We start from the raw sequence: 20,068 nt of genomic DNA, 5'->3' as shown, positions 1-20,068 counted from the left end.
GGCGACGTACAAGTTGTCTACCATTGTCGATGCGATTCGGAAGTCCCGCGCAACCGGAGATGAGCGGACGCATGGGCGCGGTTCAAAAAAGACAAGCGCAATTGCCGTTGCGGCCCGCGGGTCCCGAGACCGTGCGGGCGCTGCTGGCGTGGTACGAAGCCGAACGCCGCGATCTGCCCTGGCGCTATGGCCCGCGCAAGAAAGCCGATCCTTATCGCGTCTGGCTGTCAGAAATCATGCTGCAGCAAACGACCGTCAAGGCCGTCGTCCCCTACTTCGAACGATTTGTGGCCCGATGGCCGACGGTCGTAACGCTCGCCGCTGCGCCGCTGGAAGAGGTCCTGCAGTTGTGGGCGGGGCTCGGCTATTACTCCCGCGCCCGCAATCTCAAGGCCTGCGCCGATGCCGTCGTGCGCGACTTTGGCGGCGCCTTTCCGAGAGCAGAGAAGGAACTTCTCGAACTGCCGGGCATCGGCCCCTATACGGCAGCCGCCATTACGGCCATCGCGTTTGGCGAAAAGGCAACGCCTGTTGACGGCAATGTCGAGCGTGTCGTGTCGCGGCTTTTCGCAGTTCGCCAGCCGCTGCCCGCCGCCAAATCCGAAATCCGCCGTCTGGCCGCGACGCTGACGCCAAGCCGCCGCGCCGGTGACTTCGCCCAGGCAATGATGGATCTAGGCGCCGAAATCTGCACACCGAAGAACCCGTCTTGCCTCGTCTGTCCGTTGCAGCAGGACTGCGCCGCCAACGCCCGCGGGCTCGCTGACGTCCTGCCAGTCAAAGCCAAGAAGCTGGCACGGCCGTCGCGCTACGGCATCGCATTTCTCGTCCAGAGAGAAGACGGCGCGGTTCTACTTCGCCAGCGCGCCGAGGCGGGATTGCTCGGCGGCATGCTCGAGATTCCTTCGACACCCTGGCTCGATGCGTTACCGGCGAAGAAGGAAGCGTTGCGTTCGGCGCCGGTCACAACGTCCTGGTTGCCGGTGGCGGGCACGGTTGTGCATGTGTTCACGCACTTCCGACTCGAGCTGAGCGTTTATCGCGCGCTGGTGCCGGTCGATGCGAGCTTCACGCTATGGGCCGAACAGGAGCGCTGCCGCTGGGTCGACCGGCGCGACCTGCATGCTCAAGCTCTCCCGAGCCTGATGAGGAAGGTCATCGCGCACGGGCTGGACGGCAACCGGTAAGCCTCCATCAAACACGTCATGGCCGCCCTCCGAGGTGGCCATCCAGGGCAACGCGGCAGCATATATTGCCTTAGCCCTGAATGGTCGGGTCAAGCCCGGCCGTGGAGTGGGAAAAGTTTTATTCCGCGGCTTCCAGCACGATCGGCCGGCTGAGCCCGAGCTGACGTTTGGCTTCGGAGCGTAAAACATCAATCGGCTTCAATTTGCCCTCGGCTTCGAAGTGCCAGTACGTCCAACCGTTGCACGCGGGCTTGCCCTGCAACAGAGCACCTAGGCGATGGATAGACGCGTGTTGACCGGCGCACGCAAGCGTTCCGTCAGCGCGCACTTCGGCGCGTACTTTTCGGCGCACGTCGAACAGCTTCTGTCCGGCTTCGATGATGCCGAGTTCCAAAATCTGGCCGAACGGAATGCGTGGTTCGCTGCGCTTCGAGGGAAGTGTCTCGATGGCATCGAGGTCCAACGGGCGGACCTTTTCGATACGTTCGGCTGCGGCGCGCGCGTAGTCGGTGTCGCGTTCGATACCGATAAATTTCCGCCCGAGCCGTTTGGCGACGGCACCCGTCGTGCCGGTGCCGAAGAATGGATCGAGCACGATGTCGCCGGGTTTCGTCGAGGCAATTAGGATGCGATGTAGGAGTGCTTCGGGCTTCTGCGTCGGATGCGCCTTGCGGCCGCCGTCGTCCTTCAACCGCTCGGGCCCCGAGCAAATCGGAAACAGCCAGTCGGAACGCATCTGCAGATCGTCGTTCGAGGCTTTGAGGCTCTCGTAGTTGAACGTCACGCGCGATTTGCGATCGCGTCCGGCCCAGATCATCGTCTCATGCGCGTTGGTGAAACGCTTGCCGCGGAAATTCGGCATCGGATTCACTTTGCGCCAGACGACGTCATTTTGAATCCAGAAGCCCAGATCCTGAATCGCGACGCCGAGCCGGAAGATGTTGTGATACGAGCCGATGACCCAGATGGCCCCGTCCGGTTTCAGAACGCGCCGGCATTCGGCGAGCCAGGCGTGGCAGAACGCATCGTATTCGGCAAAGTCGTGGAACTTGTCCCAGGCATCGTCGACGCCGTCGACTTTGGTATTGTTCGGCCGCATCAGATCGCCGGCAAGCTGCAGATTGTAGGGTGGGTCGGCGAAGACGAGATCGACGCTGGCGTTCGGAAGCTTCTTCAGCTCTCCGATGCAGTCACCGATAAGAATTTCCCCGCTCTCCGAGCGGCCCTTGCCACGACGCAATACCATGAACTCTACCTGCTTACGCTACGATCACATCGGCTTCATCACCGCGAACACATGCGCGACGAGCCGACGATCTTTGTACATGATGCAAAGCGCGTTTGGATATGCGCAGAAGGGCGGCAAATATTTATATTTTTGATTCGATGTGCAACTCGGCATGCGGGCCGTCAGCGTTTTGGTGCAACGGCAAAAGAGCGGGTTAGACGAGGCCGAGCGCCAGCTGTACCGGCCTGAACGAACGCCGGTGAAGGATCGAAACGCCGAGCTTGTTGATCGCGGCTTGATGCTCCGGCGTGCCGTACCCTTTGTGACGCTCGAAACCGTAGCCCGGATAATCGCGCGCCAATTCCATCATCAGCCGGTCGCGCGTTACCTTCGCAATGATCGAGGCTGCCGCAATCGACAGGCACTTGGCGTCACCCTTGACGATGGTGCGCGACGACATCGAAAGCCGTGGCGCGCGGTTGCCGTCGACGAGGACGAGTTTTGGTTCATCCGCGAGTTGCGACACGGCTTGGGTCATCGCCCACAGCGTTGCGCCGAGAATGTTGTCGCGATCGATGCGATTGACGTCGGCTATCCCCACGGCGACGATCGCGACCTTCATGATGCGCTTGTAGAGATAGGCTCGCGAATCTTCGTCGAGCACCTTGCTGTCGTCGATGTTGGCGGGAATGCGGTCCGGGTCGAGGATCACCGCCGCCGCGACGACAGGACCGGCCCACGGGCCGCGGCCGGCTTCATCGACGCCGGCGATTGGCCTGGAGCCGAGCTGATGTTCTGCCGCTTCGAGCTCGAACGTCGGCTTGATGCGCGAATCTGCAATCCTCATGCGCCGGATTGAGCATCCGGGCCCCGTCGCTGTCAAAGCAGCTCAAGCTGTTCTCCCCGGCTGTTCGGCTTTCTGAAGAGATCGTTGCGCAATGCGACGCGCCCTTTTCCAAGGCCGAGCCGCTTTTTCGCGAGCTTGAACCGCATCGCGATTTGGCTGGCGTATGGCCCGGTGCCGCGCTGGCGTATGCCGAATTGCGCCACGTAATCGCGGCCGCCATGCATGGATTGCAGAAGCGAAATCACCCGCTCGGCTCGGTCCGGAAACTCTTCGCGCAGCCACTCGCGAAAGAGGTCCTTGATCTCGAGCGGTAGGCGCAGCAGCACGTAACCGGCGTCGCGGGCCCCCGCATCGCGGGCGGCTTCGAGGATCGGTTCGATCTCGTGGTCCGTCAGGCCGGGGATGATCGGCGCCACCATGACGGTCACCGGAATTCCCGCTTCGCTCAGTCGCCGCACCGTGTCGAGACGTCTGGGCGGCGTCGCGGCACGCGGCTCCATGGCGCGGGCAACTCTGCGATCAAGACTGGTGATCGACACCGCGACCTTGGCGATGCCTCTCTCGGCCATCGGCTGCAGAATGTCGATGTCGCGCGCAACCAGCGCCGATTTGGTGATGATGCCGACGGGATGGTTCGTTTGCGCCAGCACTTCGAGGATCGATCGCGTGATGCGCCGCTCCCGTTCGATCGGTTGATAAGGATCGGTATTTGCCCCAAGCGCGATCGTCTGCGGCTTGTAGCCGGGCTTGGCGAGTTCCTTTGCCAACAGCGTCGCAGCATTGGACTTGGCGTAGAGTTTGGTTTCGAAATCGAGCCCCGCCGAATGCCCGAGATAGCAATGGCTCGGGCGTGCGTAGCAATAGATGCAGCCGTGCTCGCAGCCGCGGTAGGGGTTGATCGAGCGGTCGAACGAGATGTCGGGACTGTCGTTGCGCGCGATGATCGACTTGGCGGTGTCCTCGAAAACTTCCGTCTTAAAGGCCTCCAGCAAACCGAGACTTTCCCAGCCGTCGTCGAAGGCTTCATGGACGTCGGCTTCGAAGCGCCCTGTTTGGTTCGACCGCGCCCCCCGGCCGCGACGGCGTTCGCCGTCGACGACATGATCTCCGGATGGCTGTGCTTTCGTCTGGCGAGCGGTGGTCATGAATGAACAAACCCATCGTTCGGAACCAAGCCCGGTATCTAACACAAGCACCAGAACAAATAAAGAACAAATCGCGCGGTGGCTGGCAGCCATTGCCCCTGTTGTTTGGCCGTGGCACGACGTCAACATGATTTCGGTTGTTATTTCAGCTCGCAATGCCGCACGCCCGCTCGCTGCTACGTTGGCGGCGCTGATCCCGCCGGCCATCGACGGCATCGTCCGGCAGGTCATCGTTGTCGACGACGGCTCATCCGAAAGCACGGCGAAAGTGGCCGATCTCGCGGGCGCCGACATCGTCGAGAGTGCCGGGGATCGCGGTGCTCAGCTGGCTGAAGGCGCGGCGCGGGCAAGATTTCCCTGGCTTCTTTTTCTCAATGCCGGAACGGTTCTCGAAGACGGCTGGGAGCGAAGCGCCACGGCTTTCATGCAAAGAGTCAACTGCGGCGAGGGGGCGTTGGCCGCCAGCGCGTTCACGTTGCGGCTCGACGATACGGGCCTTGCACCGCGTCTCATCGAGGGGCTGATCCATCTGCGCTGCAAAATCTGGCGCAAGCCCTACGGCGACCAGGGACTGCTGATCCCGCGTCAACTCTTTGATGCGGTCGGCGGCTACAAGAACCTTCCGATGATGGAAGACATCGATCTTGTCCGGCGGCTCGGCCGGCATCGCCTCGTCATGCTCGACGCGACCGCCGTGATATCGGCCGAACGCTACAAGCGCGACGGCTATCTTTTGAGGTCGATGCGAAGTCAGGTGTGTCAGGCGCTTTATCGCGCCGGGCTTCCGATGAGCCTCATCGCGCGGGTCGACGGCAAAATGGAAACGGCACGCTAGCCTTTCCGGTGCTCTTCGAGGCGGGGCATGATCTCGACGAAGTTGCACGGCTGATGCCGGGCATCGAGCTGCAGCTTCAGGATTCCATCCCAGGCATCGCGGCAAGCGCCGGGTGATCCGGGCAGGCAGAAGATATAGGTTCCACGCGCCACGCCGGCACAGGCGCGCGATTGTATCGTCGACGTTCCGACCTTGCCGTAAGACAGCATGTGAAAGAGGATCGCGAAACCTTCGATTTCTTTTTCAAAGAGCGGCTTCACGGCCTCGGGTGTCACATCGCGGCCGGTAAAGCCTGTGCCCCCGGTCGTGATCACGCAATCGACGGCGCGATCGTCGATCCAACTTTGGATCGTGCCTCTGATGGCATCCACGTCGTCTCTGACGAGCTTGCGGCCGGCAAGCGTGTGGCCCGCCTCGGCAATCATGGCCTCGAGCAGATTGCCCGATTTATCTTCGGCTGCGGTGCGCGTGTCCGAAATCGTCAGAATGGCGATGCAAACCGGAATGAACGTGCTTGCGGCATCGATGCCGGCCATTGAGGATCCTCACGTTGGCTACCTCGGCGACTTTGGCGCGCCGTGGTTCAGCCGTCTAGTCAGGAATGGCGCGCCGGAGCCTCATCTCGGCAATCAGGCGATCGCAGTTTCCGTCGGACATTCGACGTCGCCGACGACCATCACGGGCACGCAAATGTCGGCGCGCAGTTCGTTTTCCGCAAAGCGATCGGGATTGTCGATGTAGATCGAAACCACGGGACGGTTGCCGTCGAAGGCGAGGCCCGGAAGAGCTTTGAACTCCGAGTAAACGTTGGCGACGACGGAATGCATGCGAGCATAACTGCCGGAGAGCCGACGGCAAGCGTACGCTCCGCCTTGAAGCGTTGTGATGCCGAAATCGCGAATGGCGCGATCTTCGAGGTCCGGCACAAGCTCGACGCAGGCGTCGTAACGGCAATTCTGATCGGTGACGGTTGCGGGATTGTCGCGAGCCAGGCCATAGCCCCGCCCTATCGGCGCATAGAGGCCGTTGTCGTTCAACCACGCGGTGAGCCGTTCCCAGGCTTTCGGGATTGTTCGCTCATAGGGTCCTGTCTCGCGGACGTACATGAGCCGTGTCGGGCGCAGATATATCAGCACGGAATGTGGGTTCGACATTCATTTTTTTGACCCTTGTTGGGGGCCACCTCGATCATAAATTCGATCAATCAATCCGTATTCATCCTAAGCCTGCCGCTTTCGAAGCCGGCTTAAGCAAAAGAATAAAATTTTATCGAATTTCTTGGATTTGGGTCGCTCGGCGGTAAGGAGCGCGCGCAAGGTAAAGAAAGCTTCAAATACGAACTTCTGCGACAGGTCAAAGCCTGGATTTGATCTGCAACAGGTCGGCCCACGACAGGTGCTTGGCAGCCGGCGTGCGCAGCAGATAAGCCGGATGCAGTGTCGCAATCGCCGCGATCTTTCGATTGCCCACCGTCACTTCGCGCCATTTGCCCCTTAGCCGCGTGATGCCTTCGGTAACGCCGAATATCTCTTTCGCAGCCGCCCCCCCGACCGCGACAAGAATTTTGGGCGCGACGAGTTCAATCTGTCGCTCGAGGAACGGACGGCATGCGAGCGCCTCCTGCGGTGTCGGCGTGCGGTTTCCTGGCGGGCGCCAATAGACGATGTTGGTGATGTGAACGTCCGCCTCGCTGAGACCGATCGCTGCAAGCATCTTGTCGAGCAGCTTTCCCGCCCGGCCCACGAAGGGTTTGCCCTCAAGATCTTCGTCCCGTCCCGGCGCCTCGCCAATGATCATCAGCGGCGCTTGAGGCGCCCCGCGGTAGAAGCAGAGCTTCGTCGCCGTCGTTTTAAGGCCGCAACCATCGAAGTTCCGAAGAGCGTTTTCAAGCGCTTCGAGCGAGGTGGCCTCGCGCGCAATTCGCCGGGCCCCCGTTTCCGCGTCGCTTGGCCCTAGCGGCGTGATGGCTCGCGGTCGCATCGCGGCCTCGGCCGATTTTGGCTGCGGTGACGTCGATCCGCCGTGACCAGCTGACGCCGAGGCCCCGCCGCGTTCCGATGATGATAGCGACGGGATGGCGCTGGACACCTCGTCGCGGCTCGGCCACGCAAAGCCGGCCCCTGGCGGCAGCGGACCGCGTGCCAGCCAATCCTGCGGGACATCATCCAGCGCGGCATCGACGCCCATGGCATGAAACCAATTGAGCAGTGCCAGCATTTCGTCTTGGGAAGCCATTTTCGTCATCGGCGGTGAGATTAAAGGTACCGAAGCGCAAATGCACGCGGCGGCACTCCGCGCCATCTCATGTTAGCTGTCTATCTGCCCAACTTGACGCCTCGGAATCTGCGACCTAATCGGAATTGATGGTTTTTCAGCACATGGATCGGGGATGACGATGGCCGCGGACGAAGCCGGATTGCCAGCCCGCGAGGCGATGGACTTCGACGTGGTGATCGTCGGCGCGGGCCCGGCGGGCCTAGCGGCAGCCATTCGCCTGAAACAGAACGCCGCGGCGGCCGGCACCGAAGTCTCGGTCGTTGTCGTCGAGAAAGGCTCCGAAGTTGGCGCTCATATCCTCTCTGGCGCAGTCATCGATCCCGTTGGCCTCAATCGCCTGATCCCGGACTGGAAAGACCGTGGCGCCCCTGTGGACACGCTCGTGACGGAAGATCAATTCCTCGTTCTCGGGCCTGCGGGAGACATTCGACTGCCGAACTGGCCGATGCCGCCGTTGATGAAGAACCACGGCAATTACATCGTCAGCCTCGGCGCGCTCTGCAAATGGCTCGGCGAGCAGGCCACAGAGCTTGGCGTCGAAATCTACCCCGGCTTCGCTGCAACCGAAGTGCTTTATGACGAGGATGGCGCCGTTGCCGGCATTGCCACCGGCGATATGGGCATCGGCCGCGACGGTGAGCCGAAAAGCGATTTCGTTCGAGGTATGGAACTGCGCGCCAAGTACACCTTCATCGCGGAAGGAGCACGAGGGTCGCTCTCGAAGGGGCTCATCCGGCATTTCGAACTCGCCAAGGGCCACGAGCCGCAGAAGTACGGCATCGGCCTCAAAGAGCTCTGGCAAGTCGCGCCCGCCAAGCACCGGCCGGGTTTGGTTCAGCACACGTTCGGCTGGCCGCTCGACAATCGGACCGGCGGCGGATCGTTTCTCTACCACTACGGCGATAACCTCGTCGCCGTCGGCTTCGTCATTCATCTGAACTACGCGAACCCGTATCTATCGCCTTACGACGAGTTCCAGCGCTTCAAGACGCATCCCGCCATCCGCGATGTCTTCGACGGTGGGAAGCGCATCGGCTACGGCGCGCGCGCCATCACGGAAGGCGGCTGGCAGTCGATGCCCGATCTCGTCTTTCCTGGAGGGGCGCTCCTCGGCTGTGCCGCCGGCATGGTCAATCTTCCCCGCATCAAAGGTAGTCACAACGCGATATTGTCGGGCATCGCGGCTGCGGACGCGGCCTCCGAGGCGATGGCGTCAGGTCGCGCGCACGATAAGCTCTCGAGCTACGAAAGCGAAGTTCGCGACGGTGACATCGCACGCGATTTGAAACGCGTTCGCAACATGAAGCCCTATTGGTCGAAATTTGGAACAGCGCTCGGCGTTGCACTCGGCGGCATCGATCTTTGGCTCAACACCATCATTTCAGGTGTCGGCCTCGGGTACACACTGAAGCACGGCAAGACCGACGCCGCAGCAACTGGCAAGGCGGCAGATTTCAAGCCGATCGTGTATCCGAAACCGGATGGTAAATTGACCTTCGACAAGCTGACGGATCTGTCGTTTTCAGCGACCAATCACGAGGAAGATCAGCCGGTCCACCTCAAGCTCGCGGACCCCCGCATTCCCATCGTGGTCAATCTGCCTCTGTACGCCGAGCCGGCGCAGCGATATTGCCCGGCAGGCGTTTACGAGATCGTGCGCGATGATAAAGGGGATGCGAAATTTCAGATCAACGCGCAGAACTGCGTCCACTGCAAAACCTGCGATATCAAGGACCCGAGCCAGAATATCAACTGGGTCTGTCCCGAGGGCGGCGGCGGCCCCAATTATGCCGGGATGTGAGAGCCCATGCGCATTAAGCCTGGACCCAGAATTGTCCCCGTTCAAACGCGCCTTGGGGATTATCGGGCAACAGCGGGCGTGCTAACTTAACATCACCTGATCATTTCTTATTTGTCACGTAAAGCGTGTCGCCAAACGCTCAACATATTTGCTAGGCTCGGCTTTTCAAGAATCGCAGCGGCCTCCGGTAACAAGGAAAATGTCAATGCGGGGACTCCTCGGGCGTCTGCTGAGTTTGGGACTCTGCGCTGCTTTGATGACGTTTGCAGGGTTCTTCAGCGAGGCTCCGGCATATTCGCAGGACCAGGATTTCGACCAGAACGAAGTTTCGACATCGGTGCTTGGCAACTATCTCGCCGGACGCTTCGCGCGTGCCTCGCAAGATACCGACGAGGCCGCCGGGTTTTACGAGCGTGCGCTCACGCGCGATCCGACAAACGAAGTGCTGCTCGATCAAGCCTTCCAAATGGAAACGATGTCGGCCGACTGGCCGAAGGCGATACCGCTCGCAGAGCAACTCGCCGCAACGCATAAGTCACATCGTATGTCGCAGTTCCTGTTGGGCGTGACGGCCTTCAAGAACGCGGACTACGTTAAGGCCGAAGATCATTTCAAAGCCGCGTCGGAAAATCCGATCGGCGAGCTGACGAGCGCCATCGCGCTCGGCTGGAGTCGTCTCGCTGCGGGCGATGCCGACGGTGCGCTCGCCGCTGTCGACCTTCCGAAGCAACCCGACTGGGCGCAATTCTACCTGCGCTATCACCGCGGACTGATCGCCGATATTGCAGGCCGCAAGGCCGTGGCGAGATCCGCATTCGAAAAGATGTTCCGTCAGGACAGCCGCACGCTGCGGACGTCCCTGGCCTACGCCCAGCACGCGGCTCACTACGGCGATTTCAAGCTGGCGCGTCAGATCATCAAGGAGCAGCTCACCAAGACGCACGGTGATCCACATCCGCTCGCAGTGGACATGCTCGATCGCATCAACAAGAAGGAAAAGACGGCGCTCCTCATTACGTCGCCGACGGAGGGGCTGGCCGAAGTCTATTATGGATTGGGTGAGGCGCTGACCGGCGAGGGCGGTGTCAGCCTTGGCACGATCTATCTGCAGCTCGCGCTCTATGTAAAACCCGACCATGCCTTCGCTCTCGCGGCGTTGGCCAATACCGAAGAGGTAGCGCACCGCTACCAGGATGCGATCGCCACCTACGACAAGATTCCGCAGGGCACGCCGCTGCAAAGCGCCATCGATATTCGCAAAGCCTTCAATCTCAATTCGCTCGAAAAGACGGATGAGGCGAAGGCCATCCTGGAACGCCTCGCCGCGAAAGACCCGAACGATGTGCGACCGCTCGAAGCGCTCGGCAACATTTACCGGGCACGCAAACAGTATGCGGAAGCCGTGACGTATTTTACCCGCGCCATCGCCGTGCTCGGCAAGCCGGATAACCGTCACTGGGGCTACTATTACGCTCGCGGAACGGCCTATGAACGTCTGAAAAAGTGGCCTGCAGCCGAGGCGGATTTGAAGCGAGCTTTGGCTATGGCTCCCGATCAACCGCTTATACTCAACTACCTCGGCTATTCATGGGTCGATCAGGGCAAGCATCTCAAAGATGGGATGCGGCTCATCGAGAAGGCCGTGCAGTTGAAGCCGGACGACGGCTACATCGTCGACAGTCTCGGTTGGGCACACTTCAAGCGCGGCGACTTCAAGGAGGCCGTCCGTTATCTTGAGCGCGCCGTTGAAATCAAGCCTGAAGACCCGACCTTGAACGATCACCTTGGAGATGCGTTCTGGAAGGTCGGCCGCGAACGCGAGGCGCGATTCCAGTGGAATCAGGCTCTGTCGCTCGCACCCGAGCCGGAAGATGCCGAGAAGATCAAAGCCAAAATCGAGCGTGGTCTGGACACCCAGGGTATTGCAAAAAACACCGGCAAAACGCGTCAGGTTCAGACCTACGAGCCGTCGCGTCGCCGCAGTGAAAACAAGGCCCAGGGCCGCACCGTAGAATAGGCGCGATGTGCGGATTGCAGGGAATAGCAGACGGGCGCCTCGGCGCCCGTTTCTTTTGCGGTCATCGCCATGCTGAAAACTGAATTCGCTCCGGCCAAGCTTAACCTGACGCTTGAAGTCCTCGGACGGCGCCCTGACGGGTTCCACGAAATCCGAAGTCTCGTCGCCTTTGCCAAGGACGTTGGCGACCGGCTGACGCTCGGGCCCGGCCGCTTTTCAGCGACGGAAACCACCGGACCTTTTGCGGCCGAGATCGCGGAGGGCAATCTCGTCGATAAGGCGTTCGCAGCAATCTCGGCAGCTGTGCCGGGCTTCGAGTTCGAGCGTCTGACGCTTGAAAAGATCCTGCCCGTTGCAAGCGGCATTGGCGGCGGCTCGGCAGACGCCGCTGCCGCGCTGCGGTTGATGCAGCGAACGTTTCCTTCCGCCTCCGGCCTCGATTACTCGGCAATCGGCCGCGCGCTTGGGGCTGATGTTCCAGTCTGCCTGAAAAGCCGGGCGGCCCTGATGACCGGGCTCGGCGAGCATATTGAGAACGTGGAGTTGCCCGGTGATCTCTTCGCGGTGCTCGTCAATCCCTTGGTCAGCGTGCCTCAGAACAAGACGGCTCGCGTTTTCGCGCTTCTCGCAGCTCCGCCGGTTACCATTGATCGGGTTAGCGAAGACTCGCCGGAATTTTCGACCGTCGAGCAAGTTATTGCCTACGCTGCAGCTCGCGGGAATGCGCTTGAAAAACCGGCGCGGGAATTGTTTCCGATAATCGACACGCTGCTGTCAAAGCTTGGCCAATTGGCGGGCAGTCGCTTCGTGCAGCTATCGGGCGCCGGGCCGACATGCTTTGCGCTCTTCGATACAAAGCGCGCGGCGGAAAGCGCTACGGCCGAACTCGAAAACCGGCACCCCGACTGGTGGATTAGATCAACGCGCCTCGCATAGCCCTCAATGCGACCGGCCAATGCAGAAGGTGATGACCTGCTCAAGCGCATCCTTCTCGCGGCTGGCGGGAAAGATCGCCAGCGCATCGCGCGCGATCGACCCGTATGAGCGCGCCCGCTCGAACGTCGCATCTATAGCGCTGTGGCGGCGCATGAACGATATGGCCTGATCGAGATCGCCGTCGGCTATCTCGCCGTCTGCAATAGTGCGGTTCCAAAACTGGCGTTCGTCGCTGGTACCCCGCCGGAACGACAGAATGACGGGAAGCGTGATCTTTCCCTCGCGGAAATCATCGCCGACGGATTTCCCAAGACGGCTGCTGTCACCAGCATAGTCAAGTGCGTCGTCGACGAGCTGGAACGCCAGACCGAGATTCTTTCCATAAGAGCGCAGCGCCGATTGTTCTTCTGCCGGGCGCTGGGCCAGCGCCGCACCCGATTCCGCCGCTGCCGAAAAGAGTGCCGCCGTCTTGGCATTGATGATCGCAAGATAATCGTCTTCTGTCGTCGACGTATTCTTGGCGGCGGCGAGCTGCATCACTTCGCCTTCGGCAATCGTCGCCGCCGCGTTCGACATGATGCGGAGAACGGGCAGCGATCCGACGTCGACGAACATCTTAAAGGCTTGCCCGAGCAGAAAATCACCGACGAGCACGCTCGCCTGGTTGCCCCAGATCATGCGCGCCGTCTTGCGGCCGCGGCGCGTCGCGCTCTCGTCAACGACGTCGTCGTGAAGCAGCGTCGCCGTGTGCATGAACTCGACGGCCGACGCCGTCCGGATATGCCCGGTGCCGGGATAGCCGCAAAGCCGTGCCGAGGCGAGCGCCAGCATCGGCCTCAGCCGCTTGCCGCCGCTGTCGATCAAATGGTGAGCGAGTTCTGGAATCATCTCGACGTCGGACACAGCCTTGTCGAGAATGATGCGGTTAATCGCCTCGATATCGTCAGCGACGATTTCGAGAAGCGGCCGCAGGCTTTGGCCTGTCTCGCGAACATCTTCAAGTGGTATAACGCGACCCAAGTTGGCCCCCAGATCAATTGTGTTGGGTGGTATCATAGGTGGTAGCGGCGGGGCCGTCACGCTGCCCCACGTTCGGTCTGATCGCGGTTGTTCTTTCGAGTGATGTCATGCGCGACCTAATATTGACGAACGATCTAGTCCTCATCAGCTATGTCGAGGCGCTGCTTACCGGCCACGGCATCGAGGCGACGGTATTTGATCGAAATATCAGTTTGATGGAAGGGTCAATCGGCGCATTCCCGCGACGCGTTGTTGTCGCGGCTGACACCTGGGACCGTGCCCGCCGTGTCCTCAAGGAGGCCGGTCTTGGTGAGTGGTTGGCGGACCATGAGCACAATTGAGACCGAACAGCGCCCCGGGGATAGGACGACCGAGGACCTTTTCCTCGGCGGCGCACTTAAAATCCGGCAGCCCCGCAACGGTTATCGGGCCGGCACGGACGCCGTGCTTCTGGCGGCGCTGATCGGCTCCGATCCCACGGGGCCAGTTCTCGACGCCGGTGCAGGGGTCGGCGTCGTGGGACTTTGCGTGGCCGCGCGGTTTCCCAAGGCGAGCGTTGTGCTCGTAGAGCGCGAACCGCACCTAGCCGCGCTCGCACGCCGCAACGTCGACGGCAATGGCCTCACCGCCCGCGTCCAGGTGATTGAGGCGGACATTATGCGCGCCAGTGAAGCGCTGCGGCGGTATGGCATCAAGTCGGAGACCTTCGCGACAGTACTCGCCAATCCGCCCTATCACGACGACCGGCGTAGTACGGCGGCCGAAAGCCGGCTGAAAGCCGTTTCACACCAAATGCCCGAAGAAGAATTCGATGCATGGGCGCGCTTCATGTGCCGGATGGCGGCACCCGGCGGCCGCGCCGCGATGATCCACAAGGCCGAAGCGCTGCCGCGCATCCTTGCAGCATTTGAAGGCCGCTTCGGAGCCATCGGCCTGTTGCCTATTCACGCCCGCGCCGGTGAGCCCGCAATCCGCGTGATCGTTGACGGCATCAAGGGCAGTCGCGCGCCGCTTTCGATGAAGTCCGGCCTAGTGCTGCATGGCCCCGATCAAGGATTTGTGCCTGAATTCGACGCCGTCTTCCGTCGAGGCGCGGCCCTTCCCGTTCAATCCGGCGGCTGATCGCCGCTGGCATCAATGCAGCTGTTGCAATAGACCATCGGCACTTTATTTCGCACGCATACCTGTTTGGAGATTGTTTGCATGTGGCCATTTTCGCGCCGGTCTGTCGTGCCCGTCCTACGTTTCAACGGCCCGATCGGCATGGTAACTCCGCTGCGTCCGGGCCTCACGCTCGCAGCCTATGCGGGGGCGATAGAGAAAGCATTTTCTCTCTCCAAACTTCCAGCCGTCGCCGTTGTCGTCAATTCTCCCGGCGGCTCGCCCGTCCAGTCGAACCTGCTCTTCAAGCGCATTCGGCAGCTGGCGGAAGAGAAGGAAAAGCGCGTCTACGTCTTTTGCGAAGACGTCGCGGCGTCGGGTGGATATTTCCTCGCGATCGCCGGCGACGAGATTTACGCCGACCCGTCTTCCATCATCGGTTCGATCGGAGTCGTGTCGCGCAGCTTCGGATTTGTCGATATGATCGAAAAACTGGGTATCGAACGCCGCGTCTACACCGCAGGCACGAACAAGAACCAGCTCGATCCATTCCTCCCCGAGAGTGCCGATGACGTTGCGCGGCTCAAGGCCATTCAGCAAGATGTGCACGATGTCTTCATCGGCCTCGTGAAGGAACGCCGTCTCGGCAAGCTCAAGGCGGCCGATGCGGAGCTCTTTTCCGGCGCCTTCTGGTCGGCCACCAAAGCGGCGGAGCTGGGCCTTATCGACGGCATTACCGACCTCCGCTCCAAGATGCTGCAGATTTTCGGCGACAAGGTCCGGCTAAGAGTGGTGCCCGCCGACCGGCCCGGTCTGCTCGGACGCCTCCGGCGGTTTGGATCGACGGGATTTGATGAGCCCGGCCTTGCATTTGCTGATGATCTGGTGTCGGCTGTCGAAACGCGGACGCTCTGGTCTCGCTTCGGTCTGTAACCCGTCTAGGAGGGGTTTGTTATGCCCCAGATCTTATTCCTCACGCTTGTGGCCGCCGTCGGCGTTGCGGGCTACAGGCTTTGGTCAAACCTCCTGGGCAACGCCGAAACATCGCGCCGCAAGGGCACCAGCCGGGTGCGGCGCGCCGCTGAGCCGGTGCGTGATCTCGGCAGCCTCGAATGGGACGAAGGTGCTGGCGTCTATCGCCCGCGGGCAAAGCGGAAGGGCTGAGCCCAAGGCTCGTTTGCGCCAAGCCGAGACTTTCCCCCCGCACCCCTCCCGTACCGGAAGGCATGGCAAAACCGGCTTCTGGACTCGTGACAAGGGGCCTTCAGCGCGTATATTGCACCGCGACGTAGCCGGAATGAGCAAAAGATGTCCTCCACCACGACGGTCTCAACAAAGGCCGCACGCCCTTCCGCGCTGCGTCCAAGGCAAGCTTTTCAGGACCTGATCCTGACGCTGCAAAGTTTTTGGAGCGCCGAAGGCTGCGTCATCCTCCAGCCCTACGACATGGAAGTCGGCGCCGGCACGTTCCACCCGGCAACGACACTGCGCGCCCTCGGGCCAAAACCGTGGTCGGCCGCCTACGTGCAACCGTCGCGCCGCCCCAAAGATGGACGTTATGGCGAAAACCCGAACCGGCTGCAGCACTATTACCAGTTTCAGGTCATCATGAAGCCGTCGCCGGCGAATATCCAAGAGCTCTATCTCGCGAGCCTCGAGGCGATCGGGATCGATACGGCGCTGAACGACATTCGTTTTGTTGAAGACGATTGGGAAAGCCCGACGCTCGGCGCTTGGGGTCTCGGCTGGGAAGTGTGGTGCAACGGCATGGAAGTTTCCCAATTCACCTACTTCCAGCAGGTCGGCGGCTTCGACTGCAATCCCGTGTCCAGCGAAATCACCTACGGGCTCGAACGCCTCGCCATGTACGTCCAGGGCGTCGATCGGGTCTTCGACCTGAACTTCAACGGCCGCACGGATGCCAACCGCCTGACCTACGGGGACGTGTTTCTGCAGGCCGAGCGCGAGTATTCTCGCTACAACTTCGAACACGCCGACACCGACGTCCTGCTTCGCCACTTCAAGGACGCCGAGGCCGAGTGCAAAGCCCTTTTAGCGAAGGGTGCTAATGGTGAGGAGCACTTGCTCGCGCTCCCCGCCTACGACCAGTGCATCAAGGCGAGCCACATCTTCAACCTGCTCGATGCCCGTGGCGTGATTTCGGTCACCGAGCGGCAGAGCTACATTCTGCGCGTTCGAGAGTTGGCGAAAGCCTGCTGCGGCGCGTGGCTAAAAACAGAAGGAGGACGCCTATGATCAACGATACAGCTCTTGGCCTCATCGTGGCGGCAGTGCCGCTGCTCATCATTGGTTTTTTGGCTCTGAGACGATTGCCGGCCGTGTTCGCCTTCTTTGTGGTTCTGCTGGCCGTAGGTCTCGGATACCTGCAAACAACCGGCACCGTCCGCGAATTTGGCCAAAAAGTCCGCGCCACGCTGCCTGCCGGCATGCTTCCAGACCGGCATGAGGCGAAGCCTGCCGCCGACACCAGCACGACGACTACGCCGACCGAGGCGCCGGCGATGGCACCGGCCGAACCAGCGCCAACGCCGCCTGCCGCAGAGCCGGCGCCTGAACCCACACCCGCTCCGGAGACGCCGCCGGCTTCGACCGAACCGGCCCCGACTACGCCCGCTCCGGCACCTGCGCCGGCCAATCCGTAACGCGCTCCCTCTCCCCGCGGCCCTTGGTGTCGTGGGGAGAGATTTAGACGTCTGGCGGTTGCCGGTCGTTAGCCGCGGAAGCATGGTCATAAGGTGCCGCCCTCACCCAATCCTCTCCTCGTAAGAACGGGGAGAGGATCAATTTCATTTGGATTGATTCTGGATGTCCGAACTGTTGCTCGAGCTTTTGTCGGAAGAAATCCCGGCGCGAATGCAACTGCGTGCTTCGGAAGATTTGAAGCGTCTCGTCGTCGAAGGCTTGAAGACGCGCGGCCTGGAAACGGGCGCGGCCACCGCCTATTCGACGCCGAGGCGGCTGACGCTCGTCGTCGAGGGCGTGCCCGCGAAATCTCCGGCGATATCGGACGAAAAGAAGGGCCCGCGCGTCGGAGCGCCGGAGCAGGCCGTGCAGGGGTTCCTGAAATCGGCTGGCCTCGCCTCGATCAAGAACGCAACGGTCGTCAAGGACGAGAAAAAGGGCGACTACTACGTCGCTAAGATCGACAAGCCCGGCCGCGCCGCCGCCGAAATAGTCGCCGAAACGGTCGTCGAGGTGGCGGGCAAGTTCCCGTGGCCGAAGTCGATGCGCTGGGGCTCGTCGCCGTTTCAGTGGATACGCCCGCTGCAATCGGTGCTGTGCCTGCTCGACGGAAAAGTCGTGCCGTTTGAGATCGCAGGGCTGCCAGCGGGCGCCGAAACCCGTGGCCATCGCTTCCTCGGACCCGGACCGTTCAAGGTCAAGAATTTCACCGACTACAAATCGAAACTCGCCGCGCATCACGTGATGCTCGATCCGGCCGCGCGAGTTGCTGCGATCTCGGAGCGGGCGCACGCGCTCGCCAAGGAGGCGAAGCTCGAACTCATCGAGGACGAGGCGTTGCTCAGCGAAAACGCCGGACTCACCGAATGGCCGGTCGTGCTGATGGGTTCATTCGACAAGGCATTTCTTGAAGTCCCCGGCGAAGTTCTGATGACGTCGATGAAGACGCACCAGAAATGCTTTTCGCTGCGCGTGCCGAGGGCGAAGAAGCTCGCCAACAAGTTCCTGCTCGTCGCAAATCTCGTCGCAGAGGACGGCGGCGCAGAGATCATCGCAGGCAACGAAAAGGTGATTGCCGCGCGGCTGTCGGATGCCAAGTTCTTCTGGGATCAGGATCTGAAGCATCCGCTCGGCGAAATGGCGGGCAAGCTTTCAGGCATAACGTTCCACGAGAAGCTCGGCACGCAGAAGGATCGCGTCGAGCGCATCGCTGAGCTGGCGTTCGAGCTGGCGGGAGCGTGTGACGCCGATCCGCAGGATGCGCGCCGTGCCGCGGCGTTGGCGAAGGCCGATCTCGTTTCAGGAATGGTCGGCGAGTTTCCCGAGCTGCAAGGCCTGATGGGCCGCTACTACGCCGAGCACGTCGGCGCCAAGCCGGAGATCGCACGCGCCATCGAGCTTCATTACAAACCGAAGGGGCCGACCGACGTCGTACCGCACGCCGATCAGGGCGATGCCGTGGCTGTCGCTGTCGCGCTCGCCGACAAGCTCGATACCCTCGTCGGCTTCTGGGCCATCGGCGAAAAGCCTACGGGCTCGGGCGATCCCTATCAGCTTCGGCGCGCCGCCCTGGGCGTCATCCGGATCGTGCTGGAGAATGATCTGCGGGTGCCGTTAGTTAAGGCCACCACCGATCACTACAAGTCGCAATATCTAGGTATGTCTCTGCATGGCATGCATGCAGGAATGACTTCCGTGATTGACGTTACGGATCAGGCGAAAACGGGTTGGCAACAACTCACGGCGTTACGGGGCGTCGATGAAATTATCCCGGACCTACTCTCCTTCTTCGCCGACCGTCTCAAAGTTTTCCTTCGCGACCAGGGAAAACGTCATGATCTGATCGACGCCGTGTTCGCGCTCGGCGGCCAGGATGATCTGGCGCTGATCGTCCGCCGCGTCGAAGCGCTCGATGCATTCCTGAAAACCAACGACGGCACGAACCTGCTCGCCGGCGTCAAGCGCGCGGCAAACATCCTCGCGATCGAGGAAAAGAAGGACAAGACATCCTACGCCGCTCCCTACGATCTGAAGCTTTTGACCGAAAAAGAAGAAACGGCGCTCGCTGCGGCTATCGAGGCCGTCAAGCAGGACACCGTCGCGGCAATCAACGTTGAAAATTTCGCCGGCGCGATGCGAGCGCTGAGTGAACTCCGCGCTCCTGTCGATCAGTTCTTCGAGAAAATTCTCGTCAACGCCGACGATCCTAAAATTCGCGAGAACCGCTTGCGCCTTCTGTCGGAAATCCGCGCCGCGACGCTCACTGTTGCCGACTTCTCAAAAATCAGCGGCTAGTAGTCGGACGAGATGACGTCGCCTTGGTTCTGCACGGGCGTCATCGCGAACCTGGCAGGCTTGAAGGGCTGGACCTCTGGCGCCTTCGTAGCAGGCGCGCTCCGCTGCACCTCGGTCTCGAACAATCCCGGCTTCGCGACCTTATCGAGCACCTGAATTCCGACAGCCGCCGAAAACGCCAGCGACATGACCGCGATGCACACCGCGACGCCGATGACGCCGACATAGGCGAAGTATTCGGCCACTATGTTGATCAGGCGCGTCGAGCGCGATGACATCTCGGCGTTTTCAAATGCATGCCATGTGAATTCTTGCTTCATTGTCGTCGATCCCGTTAGGCAGGCACGCGGGGGGTACTGCTCCCTGCACGGCCGATCAACGAATGGTCGCGAGCATTTGTTCCGAAACGGGACATTGCCGTTGTTGATAACCCGTCAGTCGGCTGAGGCCTGCTCGTAGGCGTCCGTCGCCGCAAGCCAGGAATTTTCAGCGTCCGCCAACTGCTTAGTGGCTAGCCCGCGCTGCTGTGCGGCATTTTGAGCGCGAACGGGGTCGGTCGTGTAAACTTCGGCGTCCGCCAGCACAGCGTCGAGTGCGGCGATCTCTTTCGATAGTTTTTCCACGTGCTTTTCGGCCGCCACCATCGCCTTTTTCAGCGGCGCCAGATCCGCCCGCC

20 protein-coding genes and 1 pseudogene are annotated in these 20,068 nt (G+C 61.2%); 12 read left to right on the top strand and 9 right to left on the bottom strand.

What is annotated here, in order from left to right:
* Positions 1-71: 71 nt before the first annotated feature.
* Positions 72-1,187 carry an A/G-specific adenine glycosylase gene (gene mutY, locus VN623_RS12605; RefSeq protein WP_325571404.1) on the top strand — a complete coding sequence of 372 codons (1,116 nt, stop codon included), beginning with the start codon at positions 72-74 and terminating at the stop codon, positions 1,185-1,187.
* Positions 1,188-1,305: 118 nt separating this feature from the next.
* On the opposite strand, the gene VN623_RS12600 is transcribed toward mutY, so the two are convergent.
* The 3 genes from VN623_RS12600 to VN623_RS12590 all read right to left on the bottom strand — a co-directional run bounded on the left by VN623_RS12600 (position 1,306) and on the right by VN623_RS12590 (position 4,407).
* Entirely contained in the window at positions 1,306-2,433 is a 1,128-nt protein-coding gene (locus VN623_RS12600; RefSeq protein WP_325571402.1) for a site-specific DNA-methyltransferase, read from the bottom strand.
* Positions 2,434-2,629: 196 nt separating this feature from the next.
* Positions 2,630-3,262 (bottom strand): ribonuclease HII, encoded by a 633-nt coding sequence (locus tag VN623_RS12595; RefSeq protein WP_325571401.1) that lies wholly within the window; start codon positions 3,260-3,262, stop codon positions 2,630-2,632.
* 32 nt (positions 3,263-3,294) lie between these two features.
* Positions 3,295-4,407, bottom strand: coding sequence for a PA0069 family radical SAM protein (locus VN623_RS12590; RefSeq protein ID WP_325571400.1), 1,113 nt, complete (start codon positions 4,405-4,407; stop codon positions 3,295-3,297).
* 127 nt (positions 4,408-4,534) lie between these two features.
* Between VN623_RS12590 and VN623_RS12585 the strand changes: the two genes are divergently transcribed.
* Positions 4,535-5,242: a glycosyltransferase gene (locus VN623_RS12585; protein ID WP_325571398.1), complete on the top strand. Its 708-nt coding sequence runs from the start codon at positions 4,535-4,537 to the stop codon at positions 5,240-5,242.
* Here VN623_RS12585 and moaB read toward each other — a convergent pair.
* The 3 genes from moaB to VN623_RS12570 form a co-directional block, all read right to left on the bottom strand.
* Positions 5,239-5,778, bottom strand: a complete 540-nt coding sequence (gene moaB / locus VN623_RS12580; RefSeq protein ID WP_325571396.1) for a molybdenum cofactor biosynthesis protein B — start codon at positions 5,776-5,778, stop codon at positions 5,239-5,241. The two genes, VN623_RS12585 and moaB, sit on opposite strands and share 4 nt — an antisense overlap.
* 93 nt (positions 5,779-5,871) lie before the next feature.
* On the bottom strand, positions 5,872-6,396 hold the full coding sequence (locus tag VN623_RS12575; protein WP_325571394.1) for a GyrI-like domain-containing protein: 525 nt from the start codon (positions 6,394-6,396) through the stop codon (positions 5,872-5,874).
* A gap of 199 nt (positions 6,397-6,595) precedes the next feature.
* Entirely contained in the window at positions 6,596-7,486 is an 891-nt protein-coding gene (locus VN623_RS12570) for a uracil-DNA glycosylase (protein WP_325571392.1), read from the bottom strand.
* A 151-nt stretch (positions 7,487-7,637) separates the two neighbouring features.
* Here VN623_RS12570 and VN623_RS12565 point away from each other — a divergent pair, with 151 nt between their 5' ends.
* The 3 genes from VN623_RS12565 (at position 7,638) to VN623_RS12555 (ending at position 12,273) form a co-directional block, all read left to right on the top strand.
* The gene (locus tag VN623_RS12565) at positions 7,638-9,320 is read left to right on the top strand and encodes an electron transfer flavoprotein-ubiquinone oxidoreductase (protein WP_325571390.1); all 1,683 of its coding nucleotides are present in this window, start codon (positions 7,638-7,640) and stop codon (positions 9,318-9,320) included.
* A gap of 205 nt (positions 9,321-9,525) precedes the next feature.
* Positions 9,526-11,337 carry a tetratricopeptide repeat protein gene (locus tag VN623_RS12560; RefSeq protein ID WP_325571388.1) on the top strand — a complete coding sequence of 604 codons (1,812 nt, stop codon included), beginning with the start codon at positions 9,526-9,528 and terminating at the stop codon, positions 11,335-11,337.
* Between the two features lie 69 nt (positions 11,338-11,406).
* The gene (locus tag VN623_RS12555) at positions 11,407-12,273 is read left to right on the top strand and encodes a 4-(cytidine 5'-diphospho)-2-C-methyl-D-erythritol kinase (protein WP_325571386.1); all 867 of its coding nucleotides are present in this window, start codon (positions 11,407-11,409) and stop codon (positions 12,271-12,273) included.
* A 3-nt stretch (positions 12,274-12,276) separates the two neighbouring features.
* Here the strand turns inward: VN623_RS12555 and VN623_RS12550 are convergent, their stop codons facing one another.
* Positions 12,277-13,293 carry a polyprenyl synthetase family protein gene (locus VN623_RS12550; protein WP_325571384.1) on the bottom strand — a complete coding sequence of 339 codons (1,017 nt, stop codon included), beginning with the start codon at positions 13,291-13,293 and terminating at the stop codon, positions 12,277-12,279.
* A 107-nt stretch (positions 13,294-13,400) separates the two neighbouring features.
* On the opposite strand from VN623_RS12550, the gene VN623_RS12545 reads away from it, so the two are divergent.
* The 7 genes from VN623_RS12545 (at position 13,401) to glyS (ending at position 19,392) form a co-directional block, all read left to right on the top strand.
* Positions 13,401-13,634 carry a DUF2007 domain-containing protein gene (locus VN623_RS12545; RefSeq protein ID WP_325571382.1) on the top strand — a complete coding sequence of 78 codons (234 nt, stop codon included), beginning with the start codon at positions 13,401-13,403 and terminating at the stop codon, positions 13,632-13,634.
* On the top strand, positions 13,621-14,415 hold the full coding sequence (locus tag VN623_RS12540; protein WP_325571380.1) for a tRNA1(Val) (adenine(37)-N6)-methyltransferase: 795 nt from the start codon (positions 13,621-13,623) through the stop codon (positions 14,413-14,415). The genes VN623_RS12545 and VN623_RS12540 overlap by 14 nt, the downstream gene beginning before the upstream one ends.
* Positions 14,416-14,496: 81 nt before the next feature.
* Entirely contained in the window at positions 14,497-15,327 is an 831-nt protein-coding gene (locus tag VN623_RS12535) for a S49 family peptidase (RefSeq protein WP_325571378.1), read from the top strand.
* A 21-nt stretch (positions 15,328-15,348) separates the two neighbouring features.
* Positions 15,349-15,558 carry a hypothetical protein gene (locus VN623_RS12530; RefSeq protein WP_325571376.1) on the top strand — a complete coding sequence of 70 codons (210 nt, stop codon included), beginning with the start codon at positions 15,349-15,351 and terminating at the stop codon, positions 15,556-15,558.
* A 144-nt stretch (positions 15,559-15,702) separates the two neighbouring features.
* Positions 15,703-16,650, top strand: a complete 948-nt coding sequence (locus VN623_RS12525) for a glycine--tRNA ligase subunit alpha (protein ID WP_325571374.1) — start codon at positions 15,703-15,705, stop codon at positions 16,648-16,650.
* On the top strand, positions 16,647-17,057 hold the full coding sequence (locus tag VN623_RS12520) for a hypothetical protein (protein ID WP_325571372.1): 411 nt from the start codon (positions 16,647-16,649) through the stop codon (positions 17,055-17,057). Before VN623_RS12525 ends, VN623_RS12520 begins: the two co-directional genes overlap by 4 nt.
* Before the next feature lie 163 nt (positions 17,058-17,220).
* Positions 17,221-19,392 (top strand): glycine--tRNA ligase subunit beta, encoded by a 2,172-nt coding sequence (glyS, locus tag VN623_RS12515; RefSeq protein WP_325571370.1) that lies wholly within the window; start codon positions 17,221-17,223, stop codon positions 19,390-19,392.
* Here the strand turns inward: glyS and VN623_RS12510 are convergent.
* Positions 19,389-19,712 (bottom strand): hypothetical protein, encoded by a 324-nt coding sequence (locus VN623_RS12510; protein WP_325571368.1) that lies wholly within the window; start codon positions 19,710-19,712, stop codon positions 19,389-19,391. The genes glyS and VN623_RS12510 overlap by 4 nt on opposite strands.
* Positions 19,713-19,826: 114 nt before the next feature.
* A pseudogene (locus VN623_RS12505) lies at positions 19,827-20,068 on the bottom strand (ABC transporter ATP-binding protein); the annotation flags it as partial.

Source organism: Hyphomicrobium sp. (genome assembly GCF_035572195.1).
GTDB lineage: Bacteria > Pseudomonadota > Alphaproteobacteria > Rhizobiales > Hyphomicrobiaceae > Hyphomicrobium_B.
The sequence above is the reverse complement of the archived record's forward strand: the minus strand, read 5'-3'. Positions and strand labels throughout refer to the sequence as shown.

Bases quoted from the DNA above. Each gene is read 5' to 3' on its own strand.
- VN623_RS12520 (WP_325571372.1), top strand. From the start codon at position 16,647: ATGATCAACGATACAGCTCTTGGCCTCATCGTGGCGGCAGTGCCGCTG.
- VN623_RS12555 (WP_325571386.1), top strand. From the start codon at position 11,407: ATGCTGAAAACTGAATTCGCTCCGGCCAAGCTTAACCTGACGCTTGAA.
- VN623_RS12600 (WP_325571402.1), bottom strand. From the start codon at position 2,433: ATGGTATTGCGTCGTGGCAAGGGCCGCTCGGAGAGCGGGGAAATTCTT.
- VN623_RS12540 (WP_325571380.1), top strand. From the start codon at position 13,621: ATGAGCACAATTGAGACCGAACAGCGCCCCGGGGATAGGACGACCGAG.
- VN623_RS12585 (WP_325571398.1), top strand. From the start codon at position 4,535: ATGATTTCGGTTGTTATTTCAGCTCGCAATGCCGCACGCCCGCTCGCT.
- mutY (WP_325571404.1), top strand. From the start codon at position 72: ATGGGCGCGGTTCAAAAAAGACAAGCGCAATTGCCGTTGCGGCCCGCG.
- VN623_RS12565 (WP_325571390.1), top strand. From the start codon at position 7,638: ATGGCCGCGGACGAAGCCGGATTGCCAGCCCGCGAGGCGATGGACTTC.
- VN623_RS12530 (WP_325571376.1), top strand. From the start codon at position 15,349: ATGCCCCAGATCTTATTCCTCACGCTTGTGGCCGCCGTCGGCGTTGCG.
- glyS (WP_325571370.1), top strand. From the start codon at position 17,221: ATGTCCGAACTGTTGCTCGAGCTTTTGTCGGAAGAAATCCCGGCGCGA.
- VN623_RS12525 (WP_325571374.1), top strand. From the start codon at position 15,703: ATGTCCTCCACCACGACGGTCTCAACAAAGGCCGCACGCCCTTCCGCG.
- VN623_RS12535 (WP_325571378.1), top strand. From the start codon at position 14,497: ATGTGGCCATTTTCGCGCCGGTCTGTCGTGCCCGTCCTACGTTTCAAC.
- VN623_RS12590 (WP_325571400.1), bottom strand. From the start codon at position 4,407: ATGACCACCGCTCGCCAGACGAAAGCACAGCCATCCGGAGATCATGTC.
- VN623_RS12560 (WP_325571388.1), top strand. From the start codon at position 9,526: ATGCGGGGACTCCTCGGGCGTCTGCTGAGTTTGGGACTCTGCGCTGCT.
- VN623_RS12545 (WP_325571382.1), top strand. From the start codon at position 13,401: ATGCGCGACCTAATATTGACGAACGATCTAGTCCTCATCAGCTATGTC.
- VN623_RS12570 (WP_325571392.1), bottom strand. From the start codon at position 7,486: ATGACGAAAATGGCTTCCCAAGACGAAATGCTGGCACTGCTCAATTGG.
- moaB (WP_325571396.1), bottom strand. From the start codon at position 5,778: ATGGCCGGCATCGATGCCGCAAGCACGTTCATTCCGGTTTGCATCGCC.
- VN623_RS12595 (WP_325571401.1), bottom strand. From the start codon at position 3,262: ATGAGGATTGCAGATTCGCGCATCAAGCCGACGTTCGAGCTCGAAGCG.
- VN623_RS12510 (WP_325571368.1), bottom strand. From the start codon at position 19,712: ATGAAGCAAGAATTCACATGGCATGCATTTGAAAACGCCGAGATGTCA.
- VN623_RS12575 (WP_325571394.1), bottom strand. From the start codon at position 6,396: ATGTCGAACCCACATTCCGTGCTGATATATCTGCGCCCGACACGGCTC.